We start from the raw sequence: 16,318 nt of genomic DNA, 5'->3' as shown, positions 1-16,318 counted from the left end.
CATGGCCTGCCGGTTCAGCGAACTCGTCGTCGACAGCCGGGATCCCGAGTCCCTCGCCGCCTTCTGGGCGGCGGTGCTCGACTACCGGGTCGTGGGGCGGGAGGACGACGGCGCCGTCGAGATCGGCCCGGAGGCCGGCTTCGGCGGGCCTGCGCCCACGCTGATCTTCGTGCCGGTCACCGACCCGACGCCGGGGAAGGTGCGGCTGCACATCGACGTCAGCCCGACCGACCGCGACCAGGACGCCGAGCTGCAGCGGCTGCTCGACCTCGGCGCGACGCCGGCCGACGTCGGCCAGCCCGCGGATGCGACCTGGCACGTCCTCGCCGATCCCGAGGGCAACGAGTTCTGCCTGCTGAGGGCCCGGCTGGACCCCGTCTGACGGGGCGGCCGCGGGCGCACGGGATGTCCTGCGGGCAGTAGCTCTCTGCCCCGCCGACGAGGGCAGAGAGCGACTGCCCCAGCAGGCGGTCGCCGGGGACGGCACGTGGCCGCGGTGTCAGGGCGAGTGGGGCCCGGAGGGGCCCGGGCAGCCGTGACGGCACGGCTCCGCGCAGCAGGGGGACGGCACGTGGCCGCGGTGTCAGGGCGAGTGGGGCCCGGAGGGTCCCGGGCAGCCGTGACGGCACGGCTCCGCGCAGCAGGGGGACGGCACGTGGCCGCGGTGTCAGGGCGAGTGGGGCCCGGAGGGGCCCGGGCAGCCGTGACGGCACGGCTCCGCGCAGCAGGGGGACGGCACGTGGCCGCGGTGTCAGGGCGAGTGGGGCCCGGAGGGCCCCGGGCAGCCGTGACGGCACGGCTCCGCGCAGCAGGGGACGGCACGTGGCCGTGGTGTCGGCCGGAGGCCGACAATGTCTCGGTGATCCTGATCGTCGTGAAGTTCCCCGTCCGTCCCGAGCGCGCCGACGAGTGGACCGGGCTGGCCGCCGACTACGCCCGTGCGGTGAACGCCGAGGAGGGCTCGCTGTTCTTCGAGTGGTCGCGGAGCCTCGAGGAGCCGCACACCTTCGTCTGCGTGGAGGGCTTCCGGGACGCCGACGCCGGCGCCGCCCACGTCGGCACCGACGCCTTCACGCGCTTCGTCGAGCAGGCCCCCGACCTGGTCTCCGCCCAGCCGCAGATCATCTACGTGGACGCCCCCGACGTCGCCGGCTGGGGCCCGATGGGCGAGATCCAGCCGCGCTGACCGGGTGAAACCCTTCCTGCTGCTGTCCTCCCGCCCCGAGGACGCGGCCGCGGACGAGGAGCACGCCTCCTTCCTGCGCTGCACCGCCCTGCCCGCCGGGCGGCTGCACCGCATCCGGCTGGAGGCCGGGCCGCTGCCGGCGCTCGACCTGGACGACTACGCAGGGGTGCTCCTCGGCGGCGGTCCGTTCAACTCCTCCGACGCGGAGAAGTCCGCCGTCCAGGTGCGGGTCGAGCGCGACGTCGGCCGCCTGCTCGACGAGATCGTCGACCGGGACCTGCCCTTCTTCGGTGCCTGCTACGGCATCGGCACCCTCGGCACGCACCAGGGCGGCGTCGTCGACCGGACCTACGGCGAGCCGGTGTCGGCGGTGGCGGTCGACGTGACCCCGGAGGGCCGGGCGGACCCGCTGCTGGCCGGGGTGCCCGACCGCTTCACCGCGTTCGTCGGGCACAAGGAGGCGTGCCGGGTGCTGCCGCCGACCGCGGTCCTGCTGGCCTCGTCGGCGGCCTGTCCGGTGCAGATGTTCAAGGTGAAGCGCAACGTGTACGCCACCCAGTTCCACCCCGAGCTCGACGTCGCCGCGATCGTCGCCCGGGTGCGCATCTACCAGCACGCCGGTTACTTCGCGCCGTCCGAGGTGGAGGCCGTCGTCCAGCGGCTGACCCCCGCGGTGGTGACCGCGCCCGGCCGGCTGCTGGCGAACTTCGTCGCCCGCTACGGCCGAGGCCGGCGCAGCACCGCGTAGGTGAGCGCGTCGACGAGCGCGTGCCACGACGCCTCGACGATGTTGGCGTGGACGCCGACCGTGGTCCACTCCCCCACCCCGTCGGTGGTGTCGATGAGCACGCGGGTGGTCGCGCTGGTGCCGCCCTTCCAGCCGAGGATGCGGACCTTGTAGTCCGCCAGGGAGACGTCGGCCAGCTGCGGGTAGCGGTGCACCAGCGCCTGGCGCAGCGCGTTGTCCAGGGCGTTCACCGGGCCGTTGCCCTCGCCGGTGCTGATGATCCGCTCACCGTCGACGTGCACCTTGACCGTCGCCTCGCTGACGACGACGCCGTTGCCCCAGTGCTCGACGGAGGTCCGGTAGCTCTCCAGCTCGAACAGCGGCGGCGGCGCCTCCGGCAGCTGCGCGCGCAGCAGCAGCTCGAAGGAGGCGTCGGCGGCCTCGAAGGACCAGCCGTCGGCCTCCAGCACCTTCACCTGGTCGACCACCCGGCCGATCGCGTCGGTCTGGCCGGTGAGGTCCACGCCCAGCTCGCGCCCCTTCAGCTCGACCGAGGCCCGCCCGGCCATCTCGGTGACGAGGATGCGCATGTCGTTGCCGACGACCGCTGGCTCCAGGTGGTTGTAGAGCTCGGGGCTGACCTTGATCGCACTGGCGTGCAGGCCGGCCTTGTGCGCGAACGCCGAGGCGCCCACGTAGGGCTGGTGGTCGTCGGGGGCGATGTTGGCGAGCTCGGCGATCGCGTGGCTGACCCGCTGCAGCTCCGGGAGGCACTCGGCGGGCACCGCGGAGATGCCCATCTTGGTGACCAGGTTGGCGATCAGCGCGAACGTGTCGGCGTTGCCGGCCCGCTCCCCGTAACCGTTCGCCGTCCCCTGCACGTGGGTGACGCCCGCCTCGACCGCGGCCAGGGTGTTGGCCACCGCGCACCCGGTGTCGTCCTGGCAGTGGATGCCGAGCTTCCCGTCCACGCGGGACGCCACGTCGGCGACCACCCGACCCACGCCCATGGGCAGCATGCCGCCGTTGGTGTCGCACAGGACGCCGACCTCCGCCCCGGCCTCGAATGCCGCCTGCAGCACGTGCACCCCGTAGTCGCGGTCGGCCGCGTACCCGTCGAAGAAGTGCTCGCAGTCGAGGAACACCCGGCGGCCGTGCGACACGAGGAAGGCGACCGTGTCGGCCACCATCGCCAGGTTCTCCTCCAGCGTCGTGCGCAGGGCCTCGCGGACGTGCCGGACGTCGGACTTCGCGACCAGGCAGACCACCGGCGTCCCGGCGTCCAGCAGCGCGCGCACCTGCAGGTCGTCCTCCACGGCGACGCCGGCCTTGCGGGTCGCGCCGAACGCCACGAGCTCCGCGTGCTTGAGCTGCAGCTCGGTGCGCGCACGGGCGAAGAACTCGGTGTCCTTCGGCAGGGCCCCGGGCCACCCGCCCTCGATGAACCCGATCCCGATCTCGTCCAGCAGCCGGGCGACCGCGAGCTTGTCGGCGACCGAGTAGCTGATGCCCTCGCGCTGGGCGCCGTCGCGCAGCGTGGTGTCGAAGACGTGGAAGTCGGTGCTGGTCATGAGGTCTCCCGGGGCGGTGGTGTCGGCCCGAACACGAAAAAGACCCCCCGGGTACGGGAGGTCTGCGCGCAGTCGGGGAGTTGACTGCGCGCTAGGCGATGATGATCGTGCCGGTGGGGTGCATCGCGGTCAGTCAATCACAACTGGAACGGCCCCGACCATGATCGCCGTCCTCACCGCGGGTCCGCCGTCCTCGGGCTGCACCCCGAGGACGGCGACCGTGCGACGAGGTCGGCCCCGGGTCGGCCTCAACCCGGCCGCTCCTCAGCCGCCGGCGAGCGCCGCGAGGCGGTCGCCCACCTCGGCCGTGCGGATCGTCGCCCGCGGATCCCGCGTGGAGAGGTCGAAGGCGACCGCCGCGTCGACCTTGCGCGCCTGCTCGCTGCGGCCCAGGTGCTCGAGCAGCAGCCCGACCGACAGCACGGTGGCGGTCGGGTCGGCGATGCCCTGGCCGGCGATGTCGGGGGCCGAGCCGTGCACCGGCTCGAACATGCTCGGGTTGGTGCCCGAGGCGTCCAGGTTGCCGCTGGCCGCCAGCCCGATGCCACCGGTCACCGCGGCGGCGACATCGGTGACGATGTCGCCGAAGAGGTTGTCGGTGACGATGACGTCGTAGCGGCCCGGGTCGGTGATGAAGAACATCGAGGCGGCGTCGACGTGCTGGTAGGCGACGCTGACCTCCGGGAACTCGACCGACACCTCCTCCACGACCCGCGACCAGAGACCCCCGGCGTGGGTGAGCACGTTGGTCTTGTGGATCAGGGTCAGGTGCTTGCGCGGACGGGTGACGGCCCGCTCGAACGCGTACCGGACCACGCGCTCCACGCCGAACGCGGTGTTGAGGCTGACCTCGGTGGCGACCTCCTGCGGGGTGTCCTTGCGCAGCACCCCGCCGTTGCCGACGTAAGGCCCCTCGGTGCCCTCGCGGACGCACAGCATGTCGATCGGCCCGGCGTCGGCCAGCGGGCTGCGGACGCCGTCGAACAGCTTCGCGGGGCGCAGGTTGACGTGGTGGTCGAGCTCGAAGCGCAGCCGCAGCAGCAGCCCGCGCTCGAGGATGCCCGGCGGGACGCTGGGGTCGCCGATGGCGCCGAGCAGGATGGCGTCGTGCTGGCGGAGTTCGTCGAGCACCGTGTCCGGCAGCAGCTCACCGGTGCGCTGCCAGCGCGCGGCGCCGAGGTCGTAGGGCGTCGTCTCCAGGTCGGGAGCGACCGCGCGGAGGACCTTGAGGCCCTCCGCCACGACCTCGGAACCGATGCCGTCTCCGGGGATCACTGCCAGGCGCATGGGAAGGGACACTAGGTCAGACGGTGGCCGGGTCTGCGGGCCGGGCTGCCGACGCTCCGGTGGAAACGCTCGCCGGCCCCGTCGTCCCGGCCATCCCGGCCGACCGCGGCGGTCCTTGCCCCCGCTCGGGGGCACCGCCATCCTGACCGTGACGCCGGCGCAGGCCGGCCCCGACGGAGGAGAACAGTGAGCCAGTCCGACGACCAGCGTCGTTCCGAGCCCCAGCCGTACGGCGCCGGGAGCGGTCAGGAGCACGGCCAGCCCTCCTACGAGCAGCAGCAGTACGGACAGCACCAGTACGGGCAGCAGGAGTACGGCCAGCCGCAGCACGGGCAGCAGGGGTACGGCCAGTACGGCCAACCGCAGTACGGGCAGCCGCAGTACGGGCAGCCGCAGGGCTACGGGCAGCAGTACGGAGCACCGTCCCCCTACGGCCAGCAGCCCCAGCCCTACGGCGGGTACGGCGACCCCGGCGTGCCCGCGAAGCCGGGCGGGGTGATCACGGCGGCCGTGCTCGGCTTCGTCTACGGCGCAATCGGGCTGCTGGTCACCTTCTTCCTCCTGATCATCGGCGCCGCCGCCAGCGGCGCCGGCGGCGGTCTGGACGAGGAGATCCCCGGCTTCGGCGCGGTCACCGGTGCCGTCGGGGGCGCGCTCCTCGGCTTCGGCGTGCTCGCCCTGGCGTGGACGGTCGTCATGGTCTGGGGTGCGGTGTGGGCCCTGACCGGCCGCAGCCGGGTGCTGCTGCTCGTCGGCGGCTCGATCGCCCTCACCTTCACCACCATCGGGCTCCTCGGCAGCGTGGTCGACGGCACCGCCGGGGACGTCGTGGTGAACCTGCTCTTCTTCGCGGCGGCACTCGCGATCGTCGTCCTGCTGTCGCTCAAGCCGGCCGCCCAGTTCTTCGCCGCCCACCGCTACCGCCGCACCGGTCGCTGAACCGGGTGGTTCCGGCCGGAGTTCCTCCGGCCGGTGCTGCCCCGGCCCGACGCCGGTGTGACCATTCCTACGACCCGTTCCCCGTCGGTCACGACGAGGACCCCGAGCAGGAGGAAACCGCGATGTCCAGCTCCACCGGTCCCGATCCCGACCACCCGCAGGGCAGCTCACCGCAGGGGCAGCCGGACTGGGGGCCGCCGCCCGGCCAGCAGCCGGCCCCGGGGTACGGCCAGCAGAACCCCCAGCAGTACGGGCAGGGCTACGGCCAGCAGCCCGGCGGCTACCCCGACGCCCCGGCCGGCTACAGGCAGGCGCCCGGCGGGCAGCGCCCGAGTCAGGTCACCGCGGCGGCGATCATCGGGGTGGTGATCGGCGGCCTGGGCACGCTGGGCGGGCTCCTCACCCTCTTCGCCATCGGTGCGGTCTTCGAGATCGACGCGCTGCTGGGCATCCTGGCGCTGCTGTCGTTCGCGGCGGCCGTCGTCCTGCTCATCGGCGGCATCCAGGTGCTGCGGGGGCAGGAGCCGCGGCTGCTGCTGCTGGGCAGCTACGCGTCGATCGGGCTGCAACTGCTGTACCTGCTCTGGGGCCTCGTCCAGGACGAGGGGTTCGTCTTCACCGGCCTGCTGGGCTTCGTGCTGCCGATCCTGGTCGTGGTGCTGCTCCGCACCGAGCAGTCCCGGCGGTACTTCGCCTCGCGCGGTCAGTCCCTCTGACCTCCCGCCGGACGCACGACGGCCCCCGCTGCCTCGGGCAGCGGGGGCCGTCGTCCATCAGCTGCGGGCGGCGGTGCCGGTGTAGTCGTCGGACGCCGACACCCAGCTCATGAGCCCGCGCAGCTTGCGCCCGGTCTCCTCGATCGGGTGCGCCTCGGCGGCGGCCCGCTTGGCCGTGAAGTCCGGCGCCCCGGCGTCCTGGTCGGCGATGAAGGCCGCGGCCCACGAGCCGTCCTTGATCGCGTCGAGGACCTCCTTCATCGACTCCTTGACGCGGGCGTCGATGACCTTCGGGCCGGAGGTGTAGTCGCCGTACTCGGCGGTGTCGGACACCGACCAGCGCTGCTTGGCGATGCCGCCCTCGTACATGAGGTCGACGATCAGCTTCAGCTCGTGCAGGCACTCGAAGTAGGCGACCTCGGGCTGGTAACCGGCCTCGGTGAGGGTCTCGAACCCGGCGGTGATCAGCGCGCTCGCGCCACCGCAGAGCACGGCCTGCTCCCCGAAGAGGTCGGTCTCGGTCTCCTCGGCGAAGGTCGTCCGGATGACGCCGGCGCGGGTGCCGCCGATGCCCTTCGCGTAGGAGAGCGCGAGCGTGAGCGCGCTGCCGCCGGCGTCCTGCTCGACGGCGACCAGGCAGGGCACGCCCTTGCCGTTCTCGAACTCCCGGCGCACCAGGTGGCCGGGGCCCTTCGGGGCGACCATCGCGACGTCCACGCCGGCCGGGGGCTTGATGTAGCCGAAGCGGATGTTGAAGCCGTGGCCGAAGAACAGCGCGTCGCCGTCCTGCAGGTTGGGCTCGACCGACTCGGTGTACAGGTGCCGCTGCACGTGGTCCGGGGCCAGGATCATGATCAGGTCGGCCTCGGCGGCCGCCTCGGCCGGCGTGACGACCCGCAGGCCCTCGGCCTCGGCCTTGGCCCGGCTCTTGCTGCCCTCGGGCAGGCCGACGCGGACGTCGACGCCGGAGTCGCGCAGGGACAGCGCGTGGGCGTGGCCCTGGCTGCCGTAGCCCAGGACGGCGACGGTCCGCCCCTGGATGATCGAGAGGTCGGCGTCGTCGTCGTAGAAGATCTCGGCGGCCATGCTGGTGGTTGTTCCCTTCGGTTGGAGGTGCGAAGACTCAGGCGGTAACTCTGGCGTGACTCCGCGCCCCGGTCCGCTCCTCGCTCGTTCCTCGCTGCGATGCTCCCGGGGCTGTCGTCACGCGGTGCGTTCGACCGGGCGCAAGGTACCGGCGCCGGACATCGCGCGCGGTCCCCGCCCCAGGGCGACGGTGCCGGACTGGGCCATCTCCTTGATGCCCAGCGGCGCGAGCACCGCGAGCAGCGCCTGGAGCTTGTCGGGTGTCCCGGTGGCCTCCAGCGTCACGGTGTCCGGGTTGACGTCGACGACACGCGCCCGGAACAGCTCCGCGGTCTGCAGCACCTGGGTGCGCTCGGCCATCGGCGCGCGGACCTTGACCAGCAGCAGCTCGCGCTGCACGGCGGCCTCGCCGTCCAGTTCGACGATCTTGATGATCTCGATGAGCTTGTTCAGCTGCTTGGTGATCTGCTCGAGCGGCTGGGACTCCGCGTCGACGACGATCGTCATGCGGGACAGGTCGGGGTTCTCCGTCGGCCCCACGGCGAGGGACTCGATGTTGAACCCGCGGCGGCTGAACAACGCCGAGACGCGGGCCAGCACGCCGGACTTGTTCTCGACCAACACCGAGAGCGTGTGCCTGCTCATCTGTCTCACACCTGCCCGTCGCCGAAGACCGGGCGCAGGTCGCGCGCGGCCAGGATGTCGTCGTTGCTCGCGCCGGCGGCCACCATCGGCCACACCTGCGCGTCGGCCCCGACCACGAAGTCGATGACCACCGGGGCGTCGTCGATCTCCATCGCCTTCTGGATGACCGCGTCGACCTCCTCCTTGGTCTCGCACCGGAGCCCCACGCAGCCCAGCGCCTCGGCCAGGGCGACGAAGTCTGGGATGCGCACCGGCTTCGGGGTGCCGTCGGCATTGCGCGCGTGCAGCTTCGTGTTCGAGTAACGGCCCTCGTAGAACAGGGTCTGCCACTGCCGGACCATGCCGAGGTTGCCGTTGTTGATGACGGCGACCTTGACCGGGATCCCCTCGATGGCGCAGGTCGCGAGCTCCTGGTTGGTCATCTGGAAGCAGCCGTCACCGTCGATGGCCCACACGGTGGTCTCGGGGCAGCCGTACTTGGCACCCATCGCCGCGGGCACGGCGTAGCCCATCGTGCCGAGCCCGCCGCTGTTGAGCCACGTGCCGGGCTTCTCGTAGGAGATGAACTGCGCGGCCCACATCTGGTGCTGGCCGACGCCGGAGGTGTAGATCGCCTCGGGCCCCGCGATGGCTCCCAGCCGTTCGATCACGTACTGCGGGGACAGCTCGCCGTCCTCGGGCCAGTCGTAGCCGAGCGGGTAGCGCTCCCGCCAGTCCTCCAGCTGGGCCCACCAGGCCGCGAGGTCGGGCGTGCGGCCGGCCTCGTGCTCGGCGCGCAGCGCCTCGACCAGCTGCGCGATGGTCTCCTTCGCGTCGCCCACGATCGGCACGTCGGCCTTGCGGTTCTTGCCGATCTCGGCCGGGTCGATGTCGGCGTGGACCACCAGCGCCTCGGGCGCGAAGCTCGACAGCTGCCCGGTCACCCGGTCGTCGAACCGGGCACCCAGGGCGACGATCAGGTCGGCCTTCTGCAGCGCGGTCACCGCCGCGACGGTGCCGTGCATGCCGGGCATGCCCAGGTGCTGGGGGCTGCTGTCGGGGAAAGCACCGCGGGCCATGAGGGTGGTGACGACCGGGGCCCCGGTCAGCGCGGCCAGCGCGGCCAGCTCCTCGGTCGCCTGCGCCTTGAGGACACCACCACCGACGTAGAGGACCGGTCGGCGAGCGCCGGCGACCAGCGCCGCCGCCTCGCGGACCTGCTTGCCGTGCGGACGGGTGGTCGGCTTGTAGCCGGGGAGGTCGAGCCGCGGCGGCCAGGTGAAGTCGGTGGTCGCCTGCAGCACGTCCTTCGGGATGTCCACCAGCACCGGACCGGGCCGGCCGGTGGAGGCCAGGTGGAACGCCTCGGCGATCCGCTGCGGGATCTCCGCGGCGCTGGTCACCAGGAAGTTGTGCTTGGTGACCGGCATCGTGATGCCGCGGATGTCGGCCTCCTGGAAGGCGTCGGTGCCGATCGCGGCGCTGGGGACCTGCCCGGTGATCGCGACGATCGGGACCGAGTCCATGTAGGCGTCGGCCAGCGGGGTGACCAGGTTCGTGGCGCCGGGCCCGGAGGTCGCCATGCAGACGCCGACCCGGCCGGTCGCCTGGGCGTACCCGGTGGCGGCGTGGCCGGCGCCCTGCTCGTGGCGGACCAGCACGTGGCGCACGTGCGAGTCGAAGAGCGGGTCGTACGCCGGGAGGATCGCGCCGCCGGGGATGCCGAAGACCACGTCGACGCCGACCGCCTCGAGCGAGCGGACGAGGCTCTGCGCGCCGGTGATACCGGCCACGGGCTGGGCGGCGGCCTCGGCCACGGAGCGGGCCGTGGTCTCGACACCGGTCAGCGCCGCGGCGGCCTCGCGGGTGGCGGCCTCGGAGTCGGGGGCCTCGTTCGGGGTGGTGGTCATCGCGCGGGTCTCCTGTGCCTTGCGGCGTGGTGCGGGCTGGTGCGACGGACGACGTGCTCGCTGTGCGGCAGGTCACGGCCAACAAAAAACCCCTCGTGCCCCGGGCACGAAGGGTCAGCGCGTCGGTCGGTGACCGGACGCGCTAGGCGATTACGAGGACGCCGGGGGTGCGGGCGTCGGCGGGCATGCTGGTGCGAGGCACGGGGACACTGTGCGCCCGCGGCCCGCCTGCCGTCAACCGTCGCGTCCCACCAGGTGGACATCTCCGTCCATTTTCGTCGCGGAGGGCTCGGGGACGTCCAGGACCGAGTCGTCGAAGCTGGCGAGCAGCGCGCGCAGCTCGGCGAAGGGCATCGGCCGCCCGAAGAGGTAACCCTGCAGGTAGCGGCAGTCCATGGCCTGCAGCTCGGCCAGCTGGGCCTCGGTCTCCACGCCCTCGGCGACGACGTCCATGCCGAGCGCGCGGCCGAGCTCCACGACGCTGGCCACCAGCGCGCGACCGCGCGGATCCGTGTCGATGCCGGCCACGAACTCGCGGTCCATCTTCAGGATCTGCACCGGCAGGCGGGCCAGGTACGCCAGCGAGGACCACCCCCGCCCGAAGTCGTCCAGCGAGAGCACGACGCCCATGCCGCGCAGCGCCTCCAGGTCGCCGAGCGCCCCCTCGTGCGCGTCCAGCAGCACCGACTCGGTGATCTCCAGGATGAGCTTGTCTGCGGGCAGCTGCGCCGCGGCGAGCACGGCCGCGACGTCCGGGGCCAGGCAGCCGGCCTGCAGGTGGCGCACCGAGACGTTGACACCCGTCTGCACGTCCCAGCCGTCGGCCAGCAGCACCGCCGCCTGCTCGGTCGCCACCCGGAGCACCCAGCGCTGGAGCGGGACGATCAGCCCGTCCTCCTCCGCGAGCGGGATGAACTCGTCCGGCGGCACGGTGCCCAGGAGCGGGTGCTCCCAGCGCACCAGCGCCTCCAGCCCCAGCACGCGGCGGTCGCGCACGCCGACGACGGGCTGGTACAGCACCCGCAGCTGGCCCTCGGCGATCGCCGCGGGCAGGTCGCGGGCCAGCCGGGTGCGCCGGCCGACCGCCGCGTCGACCGCCTCGCCGGAGGAGCGCACGCAGCGCTTGCCCGCGGCCTTGGCCGCGCGCAGGGCGAGGTCGGCCTGCCGGACGGTGGCCGACACGTCGGCGGCAGGGTCGAGCTCGGCCAGGCCGATGCTGCCCGAGACGGCGAACCGCGGGCCGGCGCCCTGCCCGTCGGGCAACGGCGCCCGGAACGGCCGGTCCAGGGACACGACCAGCCGCTCGGCCAGGCCGGTGGCCTCCTGGAGACCGCCGGGCACCAGGAGCGCGAACTCGTCGCCGCCGAGCCGGGCGACGAGGTCCTGCTCCCGGGCGCCGGTGCGCAGCTGGTCGGCCACCTGGGTGAGCAGTGCGTCGCCGGCCTCGTGCCCGGCGACGTCGTTGACGGCCTTGAAGCCGTCGAGGTCGACCAGCAGCACGCAGCTCGACCGACCCTCGGCGGCCCGGCCGCGTGCGTCCTCGAGCGCGGCGAGGAACCGGGCCCGGTTGGGCAGCCCGGTGAGGTAGTCGGTCCAGGCCATGCGCTCGAGCTCGCGCTGGCTGGAGCGGTGCGCGGTGACGTCGCGCAGGTGGAGCACGAGACCCGTGCGCAGCGCGCTCCCCGGCACCCCGGCGCGGGCGGCACCGGACAGCTCGACGTCGCGCCGGTCGCCGCCGCGGGTGACCATGCGGACGGTCGGCGGCAGCGCGGCGGGATCCGCCGGCACGCTGCCGCGCAGGACGTCCTCCAGCACCACGCGGTCGTCGGCGTCGACCAGGTCGGCCAGCCGTCGGCCGGTGAGCTCCCGCTCGGACCACCCGAGCTGGCTGTGCACCGCGCCGGAGACCCAGTGCACCCGGCCGTCGTCGTCCAGAACGACGGTGACGTCCTCGGCGCTGGCGGCCAGCGCGCGGAAGTACGCCTCCGTCTGCACCAGCCGGCGGGTCAACCGGGCGTCGTCGGCGGCCCAGAGCAGCCCGCGCACCGACATCAGCAGGACGAGCAGGACGACCAGCACCTGCTCGAGGAGCGTGAACGCGTGCCCGGCGCTGAGCAGCGCCACCACGACGCCGGCCACGCCGTAGCTGGTGAGGTGGCCCAGGACGACAGCGAGCAGCGCGGGAACCGCGAATTCCCCGGCACCCGTGACCGGCTGGCCGGGGTCGTCGTCGACGGCGCGCACGGCGGCGGCCAGCATGCCCGACCACGCCACCACCGTGAGCACACCGGAGGCGGCGTCGCCCAGCACGTTGGCGAGCGCACCCGCGATCGCGACGACGACCAGGGCGACCATCGTGACCAGCAGCCAGACGGCCGACCGCCGGCGCACCCGCGGTACGCGCGAGACGGCCACCAGGGCCACGCCGCAGAGCAGCGCGCCCGAGACGGGGTAGCCGACGGCCAGCAGCGTGTCGACCGGACCGCGGCGGCCGGCGACGGCGTCCGAGAGCACCAGCGAGCCGACCAGCACCAGCGCCACGAGCACGACCGCGCCGTCGAGGAGCTCGCGCACACCCGGCCGGCGACCGGTGCGGCGCGACAGGAGCGACAGGCAGCTCGCGACCGCGAGGGGGACGGCGAGGACCTGCGGCACGTGGGCCCAGATGCTCTGCGCGTGCGCGCCACCGGGGTCGATGACCGACACGAGCTGCCCGCAGACCAGCAGGGCAGCGACGAGGGCGAGGGCGCGCCAGGGCCGGCGCGACCGGCGGTCGAGCCGGTTGCCGTGCCGGACGACGACCCCCGCCGCGACCGCGGACGAGAGCGCCAGCAGCAGTGGGGTGGTCCGGTGCGCGAGGGGGCCGGCCAGCAGCTGGACCGCCACGGTCAGCGCGGCCAGCAGCCCGAGGACCGCGAACGCCGTGGCCGACTCCCGCCGGCACCGGGCGTCCTCGCGTGCGGCCGGGACCTGCACCGCGACCGGCAGCCGCGGGGCAGGGCGGAGCCACGGGTGCGACGGCACGAGGACGTGCCCGCCACCGGGTTGCTCGGGCCACCTGCTCACGACCACCGGATCGGCACCGGGGCGGTCCCGCTGAGCCGGTGCCGCCCCGGTGTCACCCCGTCGGGGGGTCAGCCGCAGATGGCACCCTGCGCCGCCGACCCGACCAGCTTGGCGTACTTGCCGAGCACGCCGGTGGTGTAGCGCGGCGGGAGCGGCGCCCAGCCCTCGGCCCGGCGGGCCAGCTCGTCGGCGTCGACCAGCAGGTCGAGGGTGCGGGTGGTCAGGTCCAGCCGGATCCGGTCGCCGTCGCGCACGAAGGCGATCGGGCCGCCGTCGGTGGCCTCGGGGGCGACGTGCCCGATGCACAGGCCCGTGGTGCCGCCGGAGAACCGGCCGTCGGTGAGCAGCAGGACGTCCTTGCCGAGGCCGGCGCCCTTGATGGCGCCGGTGACCGCGAGCATCTCGCGCATCCCCGGACCGCCCCGCGGGCCCTCGTAGCGGATGACGACGACGTCACCGGGCTGCAGCGTGCCGTCGGTGACCGCGTCCATGGCCCCCTGCTCGCCGTCGAAGACCCGGGCGGTGCCCTCGAAGACGTCGGCGTCGAAGCCGGCCGACTTCACCACGGCGCCCTCGGGTGCCAGCGAACCGCGCAGGATGCTCAGCCCCCCGGTGCGGTGGATCGGGTCGTTCATGGCGTGCACGATCGTGCCGTCGAGGTCCGGCGGGGCGATCTCGGCCAGGTTCTCGGCCATCGTCTTCCCGGTCACGGTGAGCGCGTCCCCGTGCAGGAGCCCGGCGTCGAGCAGCGCGCGCAGGACGACCGGCACGCCACCGACCCGGTCGACGTCGGTCATGACGTACTTGCCGAAGGGCTTCACGTCCGCGAGGTGCGGCGTCCGGTCGCCGATGCGGTTGAAGTCGTCGAGGGTCAGCTCGACCTGGGCCTCGTGCGCCATGGCGAGCAGGTGCAGCACCGCGTTGGTCGAGCCGCCCAGCGCCATGACGACGGTGATGGCGTTCTCGAAGGCCTCGCGGGTCATGATCTGCCGCGCGGTGATCCCCTTGCGCAGCAGGTTGACCACCGCCTCGCCGGAGGCGACCGCGTACGCGTCGCGCCGGCTGTCGGGGGCGGGCGGCGCGGCGCTGCCGGGCAGGGCCATGCCGATCGCCTCGGCGACGCTGGCCATCGTGTTGGCGGTGTACATGCCGCCGCAGGAGCCCATGCCCGGGCAGGCGGCCTTCTCGATCGCGTCGAGCTCGTCCTGGGTGATCAGCCCGCGGGCGCACGCGCCGACGCCCTCGAAGACGTCGATGATCGTCAGGTCCCGGTCGCCGAGCTTGCCCGGCAGCGTGGAACCCGAGTACAGGAAGACGCTGGCCAGGTCCAGGCGCGCGGCGGCCATGAGCATGCCGGGCAGCGACTTGTCGCAGCCCGCGAGCAGGACCGAGCCGTCCAGCCGCTCGGCGAACATGACGGTCTCGACCGAGTCGGCGATCACCTCGCGGGAGACCAGCGAGGCGCGCATGCCCTCGTGGCCCATGGAGATGCCGTCGGACACCGAGATCGTGCCGAACTCCAGCGGGAACCCGCCGGCGGCGTGCACGCCCTCCTTGGCCCGCTTGGCCAGCCGGTCCAGCGACAGGTTGCACGGGGTGATCTCGTTCCACGAGGACGCAACGCCGATCTGCGGCTTGGCGAAGTCCTCGTCCCCCATGCCGACCGCCCGCAGCATCGCGCGCGCCGGGGCCTTCGCCAGCCCGTCGGTCACCTCGTGGCTGCGGGGCTTGAGCGGGCTGTGGGTCGCGCCCGCGGGCTCGTTTCCGGGGATGAGGTCCTCGCCGATCGTCACGAGCGGGGATGGTAGGCCCGTCCCCCGACGGGCTGCGGGGCGCGGGTGGGAGGATCGCCCTCCGTGACGCCTCCCGCCCGCTTCCGGATGAACCGGAGCGCGCTGCTGCCCGTGATCATCCTGGCCCTCTGCGTCCTCCCCACCGCCCTGGTCAGCCCGTGGACCCTCCTGCTGCTGCTGATCCCGGCCGTGGTGGCCGCGTGGGTGCTGCGGACCGGGGTCGACGTCGGCGAGGGCGGGATCACCGCCCGCTCGCTGCTGGGTTCCCGCACCGTGGCCTGGTCGGAGCTCTCCCGCCTCCGGCTGGGCGGGCGCGGCGACGTGTGGCTGGGAACGACGGGCGGGACCGAGGTGCGGCTGCCGGTGCTCCGGGTGCGCGACCTGCCCCGCCTGGCCGCCGCCTCGGGCGGGCGCCTCGCCGACCCCTCCGCCCGCCCGGCGGATCAGTAGTCGCCGACGACGTTCGCCAGCGGCTGCCCCGCGAGGATGCGGCCGATCTGCTCGGTGACCGCCGCCGTCGCCCGCTCCCGCGTCTCGGGCACCTCACCGCCGATGTGCGGGGTGAGCAGCAGGTTCGGCGCGCGCCACAGCGGGTGGCCGTCCGGGAGCGGCTCGGGATCGGTGACGTCGACCGCGGCGCGCAGCCGGCCCGAGGTGAGCTCGGCCAGCAGCGCCGCGGTGTCGACGACCGGACCGCGGGCGGCGTTGACCAGCAGCGCGCCGTCGGGCAGGGCGGCCAGGAACCGCGCGTCGACCATCCCGGTGGTCTCGGGCGTCAGGGGCACGAGCAGCACGACGACGTCGGCCTCGGGCAGCAGCTGGGGCAGCTCCGACATGGTGCGCACCCCCTCCCGCGGGCGGCGCGCGACGTAGGTGAGCCGCGCGTCGAACCCGGCGAGCATGCGGCCCACCGTGGTCGCGATGTCACCGGCGCCGATCACCAGCACCCGGGCGCCGACCAGCGACCGGTGCGTGGTGAACGACCACCGGCGGGCCTCGTGCTCGCGGACGAAGAAGGGGAGCCCGCGCTGGGCGGCGAGCGTCGCCGCCATGACCCACTCCGCGGTGGCCGGGGTGTGCGCGCCGCGGGCGTTGCACAGCACGACGCCCTCGGGCATCCGCCCCGCGAACCCCTCGGCGCCGGCACTGGTCAGCTGCACCAGCCGCAGATGGGGCAGCGCCTCGAGCAGACCCTCCGGCGCGGTCCGTGTCGAGGGGACCCAGACCTGGGCCTGCGCGGCCTCCCCGTGGGGTGGTTCGTCCTCCGGCTTCCAGCTGCGCGCCCGCACCCGCGGGGACAGCTCCTCCACCGCCTCGGCCAGCCGGCGGGAGGGGACCAGCACGTGCAGCGTCTCGTCCGCCGCCAGCTCCAGGGTCGTCACCGCCTCACGCTAGCCAGCAGCGCGCCCGCGT

Annotated in this window: 14 protein-coding genes; 6 read left to right on the top strand and 8 right to left on the bottom strand. The window is 73.8% G+C overall.

Annotated elements, in window-relative coordinates:
* Nucleotide 1 precedes the first annotated feature (1 nt).
* The 3 genes from BMW62_RS16980 (at nt 2) to BMW62_RS16970 (ending at nt 1,934) form a co-directional block, all read left to right on the top strand.
* Nucleotides 2-382 (top strand): VOC family protein, encoded by a 381-nt coding sequence (locus BMW62_RS16980; RefSeq protein WP_091933267.1) that lies wholly within the window; start codon nt 2-4, stop codon nt 380-382.
* Nucleotides 383-859: 477 nt separating this feature from the next.
* Nucleotides 860-1,186, top strand: a complete 327-nt coding sequence (locus BMW62_RS16975; protein ID WP_091933265.1) for a putative quinol monooxygenase — start codon at nt 860-862, stop codon at nt 1,184-1,186.
* Nucleotides 1,187-1,190: 4 nt separating this feature from the next.
* Nucleotides 1,191-1,934, top strand: coding sequence for a glutamine amidotransferase (locus BMW62_RS16970; protein WP_091933262.1), 744 nt, complete (start codon nt 1,191-1,193; stop codon nt 1,932-1,934).
* Here the strand turns inward: BMW62_RS16970 and cimA are convergent.
* A complete protein-coding gene (gene cimA, locus BMW62_RS16965) occupies nt 1,904-3,484 on the bottom strand; it encodes a citramalate synthase (RefSeq protein ID WP_091933259.1) in 1,581 nt (526 codons plus the stop codon). The genes BMW62_RS16970 and cimA overlap by 31 nt on opposite strands.
* A 264-nt stretch (nt 3,485-3,748) precedes the next feature.
* Entirely contained in the window at nt 3,749-4,771 is a 1,023-nt protein-coding gene (locus BMW62_RS16960; RefSeq protein WP_091933256.1) for a 3-isopropylmalate dehydrogenase, read from the bottom strand.
* A gap of 186 nt (nt 4,772-4,957) precedes the next feature.
* On the opposite strand from BMW62_RS16960, the gene BMW62_RS23000 reads away from it, so the two are divergent.
* Both BMW62_RS23000 and BMW62_RS16950 read left to right on the top strand, forming a co-directional pair.
* The gene (locus BMW62_RS23000; protein ID WP_211435173.1) at nt 4,958-5,710 is read left to right on the top strand and encodes a hypothetical protein; all 753 of its coding nucleotides are present in this window, start codon (nt 4,958-4,960) and stop codon (nt 5,708-5,710) included.
* A 122-nt stretch (nt 5,711-5,832) separates the two neighbouring features.
* Nucleotides 5,833-6,426 (top strand): hypothetical protein, encoded by a 594-nt coding sequence (locus BMW62_RS16950; protein ID WP_091933253.1) that lies wholly within the window; start codon nt 5,833-5,835, stop codon nt 6,424-6,426.
* Between the two features lie 57 nt (nt 6,427-6,483).
* Here the strand turns inward: BMW62_RS16950 and ilvC are convergent, their stop codons facing one another.
* The 5 genes from ilvC to ilvD all read right to left on the bottom strand — a co-directional run bounded on the left by ilvC (nt 6,484) and on the right by ilvD (nt 14,905).
* On the bottom strand, nt 6,484-7,512 hold the full coding sequence (gene ilvC / locus BMW62_RS16945) for a ketol-acid reductoisomerase (protein ID WP_091933251.1): 1,029 nt from the start codon (nt 7,510-7,512) through the stop codon (nt 6,484-6,486).
* Between the two features lie 117 nt (nt 7,513-7,629).
* Nucleotides 7,630-8,157 carry an acetolactate synthase small subunit gene (ilvN, locus tag BMW62_RS16940; RefSeq protein ID WP_091933248.1) on the bottom strand — a complete coding sequence of 176 codons (528 nt, stop codon included), beginning with the start codon at nt 8,155-8,157 and terminating at the stop codon, nt 7,630-7,632.
* Nucleotides 8,158-8,162: 5 nt separating this feature from the next.
* Nucleotides 8,163-10,046, bottom strand: a complete 1,884-nt coding sequence (locus tag BMW62_RS16935; protein WP_091933245.1) for an acetolactate synthase large subunit — start codon at nt 10,044-10,046, stop codon at nt 8,163-8,165.
* Nucleotides 10,047-10,280: 234 nt separating this feature from the next.
* The gene (locus tag BMW62_RS16930) at nt 10,281-13,112 is read right to left on the bottom strand and encodes a putative bifunctional diguanylate cyclase/phosphodiesterase (protein WP_139206298.1); all 2,832 of its coding nucleotides are present in this window, start codon (nt 13,110-13,112) and stop codon (nt 10,281-10,283) included.
* A 68-nt stretch (nt 13,113-13,180) separates the two neighbouring features.
* Nucleotides 13,181-14,905 carry a dihydroxy-acid dehydratase gene (gene ilvD, locus BMW62_RS16925; protein WP_091933238.1) on the bottom strand — a complete coding sequence of 575 codons (1,725 nt, stop codon included), beginning with the start codon at nt 14,903-14,905 and terminating at the stop codon, nt 13,181-13,183.
* A gap of 63 nt (nt 14,906-14,968) precedes the next feature.
* On the opposite strand from ilvD, the gene BMW62_RS16920 reads away from it, so the two are divergent.
* Complete coding sequence (locus tag BMW62_RS16920) at nt 14,969-15,355, top strand: PH domain-containing protein (RefSeq protein WP_091933236.1); 387 nt, start codon at nt 14,969-14,971, stop codon at nt 15,353-15,355.
* On the opposite strand, the gene BMW62_RS16915 is transcribed toward BMW62_RS16920, so the two are convergent.
* Nucleotides 15,349-16,287 carry a 2-hydroxyacid dehydrogenase gene (locus tag BMW62_RS16915; protein ID WP_091933234.1) on the bottom strand — a complete coding sequence of 313 codons (939 nt, stop codon included), beginning with the start codon at nt 16,285-16,287 and terminating at the stop codon, nt 15,349-15,351. The genes BMW62_RS16920 and BMW62_RS16915 overlap by 7 nt on opposite strands.
* Between the last annotated feature and the right edge of the window lie 31 nt (nt 16,288-16,318).

This window comes from Blastococcus sp. DSM 46786 (assembly GCF_900109665.1).
Lineage (GTDB): Bacteria > Actinomycetota > Actinomycetes > Mycobacteriales > Geodermatophilaceae > Blastococcus > Blastococcus carthaginiensis.
Note: the sequence above shows the minus strand (reverse complement) of the source record. Positions and strands in the feature narration are given on the sequence as shown.